This is a genomic window from Nostoc sp. 'Peltigera membranacea cyanobiont' 213 (assembly GCF_002245975.1).
In the GTDB taxonomy this organism is placed as follows: Bacteria; Cyanobacteriota; Cyanobacteriia; order Cyanobacteriales; family Nostocaceae; genus Nostoc.
In genome coordinates this window covers 20,701-28,674 of sequence record NZ_NOLI01000102.1, presented here as the reverse complement: position 1 = coordinate 28,674, position 7,974 = coordinate 20,701, and the positions used below count along the sequence as shown (strand labels likewise).

The 7,974-nt window shown below is 42.0% G+C and carries 6 protein-coding genes and 2 pseudogenes; 6 read left to right on the top strand and 2 right to left on the bottom strand.

The window, feature by feature from the left end; translation table 11 throughout:
• Nucleotides 1-210: pseudogene (locus CDG77_RS23725) on the top strand (ISKra4 family transposase); the annotation flags it as partial.
• Here CDG77_RS23725 and CDG77_RS23720 read toward each other — a convergent pair.
• On the bottom strand, nucleotides 207-389 hold the full coding sequence (locus CDG77_RS23720) for a hypothetical protein (protein ID WP_094331812.1): 183 nt from the start codon (nucleotides 387-389) through the stop codon (nucleotides 207-209). The pseudogene CDG77_RS23725 and the gene CDG77_RS23720 sit on opposite strands and share 4 nt — an antisense overlap.
• A gap of 281 nt (nucleotides 390-670) precedes the next feature.
• On the opposite strand from CDG77_RS23720, the gene CDG77_RS38635 reads away from it, so the two are divergent.
• Nucleotides 671-793 (top strand): hypothetical protein, encoded by a 123-nt coding sequence (locus CDG77_RS38635; RefSeq protein WP_262985169.1) that lies wholly within the window; start codon nucleotides 671-673, stop codon nucleotides 791-793.
• A 304-nt stretch (nucleotides 794-1,097) separates the two neighbouring features.
• Here CDG77_RS38635 and CDG77_RS23710 read toward each other — a convergent pair whose 3' ends face one another.
• Nucleotides 1,098-1,451, bottom strand: coding sequence for a hypothetical protein (locus CDG77_RS23710; RefSeq protein WP_094331811.1), 354 nt, complete (start codon nucleotides 1,449-1,451; stop codon nucleotides 1,098-1,100).
• Nucleotides 1,452-2,148: 697 nt separating this feature from the next.
• Between CDG77_RS23710 and CDG77_RS23705 the strand changes: the two genes are divergently transcribed.
• The 4 genes and pseudogenes from CDG77_RS23705 (at nucleotide 2,149) to nifN (ending at nucleotide 7,872) form a co-directional block, all read left to right on the top strand.
• Entirely contained in the window at nucleotides 2,149-3,282 is a 1,134-nt protein-coding gene (locus CDG77_RS23705) for a substrate-binding domain-containing protein (protein WP_094331810.1), read from the top strand.
• Between the two features lie 522 nt (nucleotides 3,283-3,804).
• Nucleotides 3,805-4,761: a nitrogenase iron protein gene (gene nifH / locus CDG77_RS23700; RefSeq protein ID WP_094331809.1), complete on the top strand. Its 957-nt coding sequence runs from the start codon at nucleotides 3,805-3,807 to the stop codon at nucleotides 4,759-4,761.
• A 391-nt stretch (nucleotides 4,762-5,152) separates the two neighbouring features.
• Nucleotides 5,153-6,562 (top strand): nitrogenase iron-molybdenum cofactor biosynthesis protein NifE, encoded by a 1,410-nt coding sequence (nifE, locus tag CDG77_RS23695; protein ID WP_094331808.1) that lies wholly within the window; start codon nucleotides 5,153-5,155, stop codon nucleotides 6,560-6,562.
• Nucleotides 6,562-7,872: pseudogene (nifN, locus tag CDG77_RS23690) on the top strand (nitrogenase iron-molybdenum cofactor biosynthesis protein NifN). The gene nifE and the pseudogene nifN overlap by 1 nt, the downstream one beginning before the upstream one ends.
• Nucleotides 7,873-7,974: the final 102 nt, after the last annotated feature.

Sequence of the window (7,974 nt, the reverse complement as noted above, 5' to 3'; positions counted from 1 at the left end):
GCTAGATGGAGTCTAGCAGGTGCTGAGGCTGTTTTACGTCTTCGTTCTGTTTACATTAGCGGTGATTGGGATGAGTATTGGCGTTTTCATTTGCTGCAAGAACATCAACGCAATCACCTCGCTTTATACTTTGGTGCTATTCCTCTGATGAAGCAAGTGATTCAAGCTCGTTGTTCTATTACCCCTCCGACTCTTGCAATACCTGTTTAAACTCTATTCTCCGTCTTCCTAAAAGAGTCGCACCCATATTCTTTAGCGCCTGTATTAGCCAAATGCTGTGCTAGAGCAATCTCTGCCTCGCCAGAAGTAGTGGTGATTTCCCAGCCGACTCCAGTTTTTGGACGGTCGTTGGCAGGAAAGAATATTTTCTCTTGTTCTTTTGATACCAAGTATCAAAGACTGCTTGTAGATATTTTTAGGAATAATCGTCAAAATACTTGCTAGTAATCTTTTTGAGATATCTCATCAAGATAAATTTTTGTGTAAAACAATATATTTTATGTAAATAAAAGCACTTTTTACTTAGATTTGATTTTTAGCGATCGCACCTTTTTTGTCCAACCTCACAAAATCGCATTGCTCCCCCAAACGTGTAGCTAGAGAGTACTGCCTGATTGCACGATGCTTAATTGGGGGTAAGGAAGGGGAAAGACTCGAGCAGAGTGCCAAAATGCAATTTTATCTCGATTCAGGTAACAAAACTCTAATTGCAGAAGCCAATGAGTGGGCGGCTGTCAATCCTGGATGCCTACCATTTTCGTTGGAGTTAGCGTTTCAAGAAGGTGAAACGTGATGGCTTTAAAAATTTCGCCACCGTGAATTATTTTATTGTTTCCCAATATTTTCGACACAAGAGTGCCTGCATTGTTGATAGCCTTTAAGGAATTTAAAGAATCTAAGGAAATAAGAGCATTTTTTTCTCACCAGAGACATAAAAGAGCGCTCATAGTATTGGTGAATGACATCAGAGGCTGCTATTAATTTGGAGCGTAGAGTCACGCAACACACCAGCAGTCTATTTGATGATTGATGCAAATGAAATGATGATTTTCCTAGAATAAATTCTGGTTTATCTATCAGATACTAGGTAAGTCTCCTTAAGGTAAGACATTATCTATGCTGAGTACCCACGGTATACCTTTGTCAACTGGAGAACTGACAGTAATTTTAGCTCTATTGGCAAACTGTTTTAAGTGGTCGGCAAATTGGGGAACAGCTTTCATGATATTGCGATAGCTCTCCATATTATTACAAATCAAGATCAATGTCAAAACGCCACTATTGATTTGGAAATACCAATGACAACTTGATAACAAAATACGTGTCATGCGATCGCACGTTAGGAAAAAGCTTTTTTTCGTTGCTTCTTCAAGCTGTCTGAATAGTATTTCACTCAGCTTGATTGTTTGGGGTGAAGGCAAATCATCTGGATGTAAGCATGGTTGATTCATAAGGTTTTGGTAAGCTTCAAAAATAACGAAGCTGCGGTGAAGATTGGTACTTCTGATTTTTTGCAGATTGAATATTGCAGAAAAATCAGGTTTACTAGATTATTGTTCTTGAGTGACAATCGACAATAAGTCTAACCACAACTGGGATAAGTTTGCTTGAGATTTGAGATTTGAGAGTGGAACACGCATCAAATTATTGGCATTTAACCAAACAACCTCGACTAGCCCCAAGTATTCTGCTACTTCTTTGAGTAGGTTTTTTTGTTCTACTACAGCACTAATTCGTCAGGTAAGATTTACCCCAAAGAACTCTCATTGGTTAGTAGTATGTTTTCTACGGCTTGCATTACTCGCCTATCAAGCATCAAAGCTGAAACTAATCTCTAAAACTGTATTGAATACTACTTTCTACCAATTTAGTTGGTAGAAAGCTGCTGCTAGATAAATGTCTCTGTTTATTGAAATTTGGGGCTTTTGAGCCAAAGTAGCAGGTAAAAAGTAACCATCCGCAAAAATAATTTGCGCTTGGCAAGCAAACTGGCAATTTCTGTGATAGTCTTTTTATATGGGGAATCAAGACAGCGAAAGCACAAAAACTCGTCAAAGAGAATGATATAAACTCAAAGACCAGACTTTCGCCTTGGCAGATGCAATATTTAAATCCGCTACGGCTTTTTAAAACCAAGAGACAAAGCCAATGAAGCAGGATAGTGACCTCCGTAATAACTTGAAGTCGATTAGAACTCGCTTAGGCATGAGCCAACAAGATTTGGCTAACATCGCTAGTGTGACTCGTCAGACTATTAGTGGTGTAGAGTCGGGGCTATATGCTCCCTCAGTAGCCATAACACTTCGCTTGGCCAAAGCGCTTGGCTGTCAAGTTGAGGATCTATTCTGGTTAGAGCGGGATTTACCTGAAATTGAAGCCGTTCTTGCCAAACCTGTTCCTAATGGTCAGCAACTGCGAGTTAGCATGGCTCGTGTGGGAGGACAATGGATAGCTTATCCCTTGATTGGTAAGGATGCTTTTCGCCAAGATATGATTCCGGCTGATGGTGAGGGTGAGAGTTGCACAGGTACAAATAAAATTCGAGTCCGTCTTTTAGACGATAATCTCGACACACTTCACAACACAGTTGTGATTGCTGGTTGTGCCCCTGTGATTTCACTATGGGCAAGAGCCACCGAACGCTGGCATCCGCAACTGCGAGTCCAATATAACTTCGCCAATAGCATGGCTGCATTGCACAGTCTATGCAGAGGTGAGGCGCACATCGCTGGGATGCATCTGTACGATCCTGAGACTGGTGAGTATAATACTCCCTTTGTTCGAGATGTTCTGGCTGGGAGGGAAGCAGTTCTGATTACCCTTGGTGTTTGGGAGGAGGGACTTTTGTTGAAGTCAGGGAACCCAATGGGAATTAGAACAGTTAGCGACTTAGTTGCTGGGGGAGCGACTATTGTTAACCGCGAAATCGGTTCTGGTAGTCGGATGCTTTTGGAACAAACACTCCAAAAAGAGCAGATACCGTTCGATGCTATTCAGGGCTTTGACAATATACTCAAAACTCACCAAGATGTTGCTCAAGCTGTAGTCAGAGGAGTTGCCGATGCAGGTATAAGTACGGCATCTGTAGCTACCGCCTTTGGGCTGGGATTTATCCCTTTACATCAGTCACGATATGATTTGGTGATTCTTAAGGAATATTTAGAAGAAGCACCAGTACAGCAGTTGCTCAGTACTTTGGGACATCGGATGGTTCACTCCCAATTTGAAATTCTTGGCGGTTACGATATCAGCAAAATTGGGGAAGTTGTAGCGACTGTTTAAAGTGGATTGCAATGGTTGGTTGTGTGCTTTAGGGAAAACTTGGCGTAAATTTAAATCCTGCTGCAACCACTCTTTAGGTATGAGCAACCTTCAGGGAATTACAACAACTGATGATGCTGAATTCGTAATTCGGATTTCAATTTGAGTTTCCGGCTTGGAATCTGTAGCTTTCTTTTTTCCAATTGGTATTGCTACCGCTAGAGAAATCATTTAAGTGAGCGGATGGTAATACTTGCAATATTCCTTGAGTGATGTCTTATTGCTCTAGCCATTAGTCAGAAAAAACAATGACTAATGACCAACGAAAACTGACCACAACTTGAATATGTTCTTTCTTCGGACTCTTTTTGCTGTAGAACGATCACCTCCAATGACGTTCTACATAAGGTCACTGCTGTAATTTTACAGCGCGAGTACCTCCGGTAGGCACAAAGTGCCAACGCCTTCGGTAGGCACACAGTAAGTACCAATGCCTGATAAACCGACAGACCCAGCAAACAAACAATTACAGGATCAATCATCATGTCCGACGGAAAAATTAGACAAATTGCTTTCTACGGTAAAGGCGGTATCGGTAAATCTACTACCTCCCAAAATACCCTCGCCTCTATGGCAGAAAAGGGTCAACGCATCTTGATTGTGGGTTGCGACCCTAAAGCTGACTCTACCCGATTGATTTTGCACTGTAAAGCCCAAACCACCGTGTTGCACCTAGCTGCTGAACGGGGTGCTGTGGAAGATATCGAACTTGAAGAAGTGGTAATCACTGGCTTCCGGGATATCAGATGCGTAGAATCTGGTGGGCCAGAACCTGGTGTAGGTTGTGCCGGTCGGGGTATCATCACCGCTATTAACTTCCTTGAAGAAAACGGCGCTTACTCAGACGTAGATTTCGTATCCTACGACGTATTGGGCGATGTTGTGTGTGGTGGTTTTGCTATGCCAATTCGTGAAGGTAAAGCCCAAGAAATCTACATCGTTACCTCTGGTGAAATGATGGCGATGTTTGCGGCCAACAACATTGCTCGTGGCGTTCTCAAATATGCTCATACTGGTGGTGTACGTTTGGGTGGGCTGATTTGTAACAGCCGTCAAACTGACCGGGAAGACGAACTGATTAGCACCCTGGCTGCCAGATTGAATACCCACATGATTCACTTCGTCCCACGTGACAATATCGTGCAACACGCCGAATTGCGCCGGATGACAGTGAACGAGTATGCACCTGATAGCAAACAAGCTAATGAATACCGCACATTAGCGGACAAGATTATCAACAATACAAATCTTACTGTTCCCACACCTATCGAGATGGATGAACTAGAAGATTTGTTGATTGAGTTCGGCATCCTTGAAAGTGAAGAAAATGCTGCAAAAATGATTAGCCAAGCAGATGCTGCTAAGAAGCTAGAAGACGTTCAAGGCGAAGCGCTAGAAGCAGTTAAAAAAGGAAACGTAGAAATAGTTTCTGGTAGCTAGAAGAAGTAAGATTCTTGTTCAGACTCCGGTGCTAAATACAGAGTAAATATCAGGTGGGCTATTTTGGCCCACCCTCTGACCAATCCTTGAAAATGGAGGTAATCGAATAGCTGATCTTAACTCTGTGTGTTTGATCTTCACCGTGTTAACACCAATCTATCAAGGTGTACACAGCAAAATTAATACTTTAATAGTCTAGTTCGTGTTTTTGTTTTCTCCTTCTCTAACCTAGTAAATGTTTATGTTTTAGGGGATGAAAAACTATCTTTCTCATTCCCTTTCCTTTCCTTTTCTTCCATACTTTAGATACACAGTTAATAAATTAAAATCATCTTCATGTTTTGGTAATTCAGTTAAGACCTAATAACTTCTACCTATTGTCACCAAACAAATGAATTCCACTCCAGGAAAAATTAACGATTCACTCAGTGACTTCAATTCTGAAGATGCTCCTCAGCAGCAGAAACTGCATAAAAAAAAGTCCTCCACACAATTACCCCAACCTGGAACTACTCAAGGGAGTTGTGCTTTTGATAGTGCAATGATTACCCTAGTACCAATCACCGATGCTGCTCATGTAGTTCACGGGCCAAGTGGCTGTGCTGCCAGTATTTGGGGAAGTTACAGCAGTCTTTCTTCTGGTTCGATGCTGTACAAGATACGTTTTACCAGCGACATTGATGAGAACGATATCATTTTCGGTGGAGCCAAAAAGCTCTACAAAGGCATTTTAGAATTAGCAAGACGCTACAAACCGGCGGCGGTATTTGTTTACTCCACTTGCATCACCGCCCTGATTGGAGATGATATCGAGGGAGTTTGCAAAGATGCCACAGAGAAAACAGGAATACCCACTATCCCAGTACATTGCCCTGGCTTTATTGGGAACCAAAATTTGGGCAACCGTGTTGCTGGTGAAGCGTTGCTAGAACACGTTATTGGAACATCTGAACCAGACACTAGTACACCCTATGACATCAACCTAATTGGTGAACATAACATCGCAGGTGCAATATGGAATGTTCTACCTTTATTGGAGAAATTAGGTATCAGAGTTTTGGCAAAAATTACAGGCGATGCTATCTACAAAGAAATTTGCTATGCCCATCGCGCCAAACTTAACGTGTTGCTCTCTTCCAAAGCACTAATCAACGTGGCAAAAGGGATGGAAAAAAAATATGGCATTCCCTATATTGAAGAGTCTATCTATGGTATAGAGTCAATGAATCAATGTTTAAGGAATATTGCTGCAAAGTTAGGTAATTCTGATTTGCAGGAACGTACAGAAAAGTTAATTGTAGAAGAAACTGCTGCAATAGATGAAAAACTCGCTCTGTATATTACCCGATTGCAAGGTAAGCGCATTATCCTTTCTATTGGAAGTTTCAAGAGTTGGTTGATTATCTTTGCTGCTAAGAAATTGGAGATGGAAGTTATTGCTATTCTGACTAAGAATAATACTGATGAAGATAAAATCAGAGTCAAAAGTTTGTTGGGTGAAGATGGCATAATTCTAGAGCAAAATAGTCCTGAAGAAATCCTACAGATAATTAACGAAAATCAAGCGGATATGTTAATTGCTGATAAGCGCTATCAAGACACTTCTCTCACTGCTAGGATTCCATTCCTAGATATTAATCAAGAACGCAATCATGCCTATGCAGGCTATATAGGAATCTTAGAGGTAGCACGAGAACTGTATGCCGCTTTTTACAACCCTGTGTGGGAACAAGTATACCAGCCAGCCCCGTGGGAAGTAGGAGTAGAGTCAGCAGGAAATTCTCAACAGGAGGAAATTTGATGGCGATTATTAGCGTTACGAGTACATCAGTTGCAGTTAATCCCCTGAAGCAAAGCCAAACTGTGGGTGCAGTTTTAGCCTTTTTGGGATTGAAGGGAATCATGCCTTTATTACACGGTTCTCAAGGCTGTACTGCTTTGACTAAGGCAGTATTAGTACAACATTTTCGTCAGGCGATTCCCCTTTCCAGTACGGCGATGACTGAAGTTGCAACCATTTTGGGTGGCGAGGAAAGAGTTGAACAAGCAATCTTGACTTTGGTGCAGAGATCCAAACCAGAAATTATCGGTCTTTGTAGTACTGGGCTTGTGGAAACCAGAGGCGATGATATGGGGCGCTTTGTCAAGGAGATTCGCCACCGTCACCCAGAACTGGATTATTTACCAATTGTGCTTGTTTCTACACCGGATTTCAAAGGTACATTACAGGATGGTTTTGCTGGTGCAGTTGAGAGTATAGTCAGGGAAATTCCCCAAAAAGGCTCTAAGCAAGACGCTTGTGCCACACAAATCACTATTTTGGCGAGTTCTGCCTTCACACCAGGGGATGTCCAGTAAATCAAAGAGATTGTTACCTCTTTTGGACTTGTACCTATTGTTGTACCTGACCTTTCTGGTGTACTAGATGGTCATATAGAAGATTCTTCTAGTGCCATTACAGCTAAGGGCACAAATGCAGCACAATTACGCTCAATAGGCAGTTCTGTATTCACTTTGGCGCTGGGTGATAGTATGCGCGGTGGGGCGCAAATTTTGGAGCAGAGATTCAATATACCTTATGAGGTATTTGGTGAACTGACGGGACTAGCAGCAGTAGATAAATTCCTGCAAGCATTGGCGGATATCAGTGGTGTCAGCGTACCGGAGAAATACCGCCGTCAACGCCGTCAATTACAACACGTGATGTTGGAGAATCACTTTTACTTTGGGTGCAAGCGAGTTTCTTTGGCGCTGGAACCAGATTTACTTTGGTCAACAGTTTCTTTTCTGCGATCGCTAGGAGTTCAGATTCACTCAGCAGTGACAACGACACGCTTTCCTCTACTAGAAAAACTGCCGATCAAGAGCGTCACTATCGGTGATTTGGAAGACTTTGAGCAACTGGCGGTTGGGTCTGATTTACTAATTACCAACTCTCATGGAGAGGCGATCGCTCAACGCTTAAAAATTCCTCTCTACCGTCAAGGGATTCCCGTTTTTGACCGCTTAGATTATCGTCAGTTCACCAAGGTTGGCTATCGAGGTACTATGCAGCTTTTATTTGATATTGGCAACCTGTTTTTAGAGCAGGAAACAAAGGTTAAGCATTAATACAGAGCCAATTCTAACTGTTTATCCCCAAATTACCAATAAAATTGGTAATAAGTAACACAAGATACAATCTTGCCGATCAACTTCAGCTTTGATAGTTAC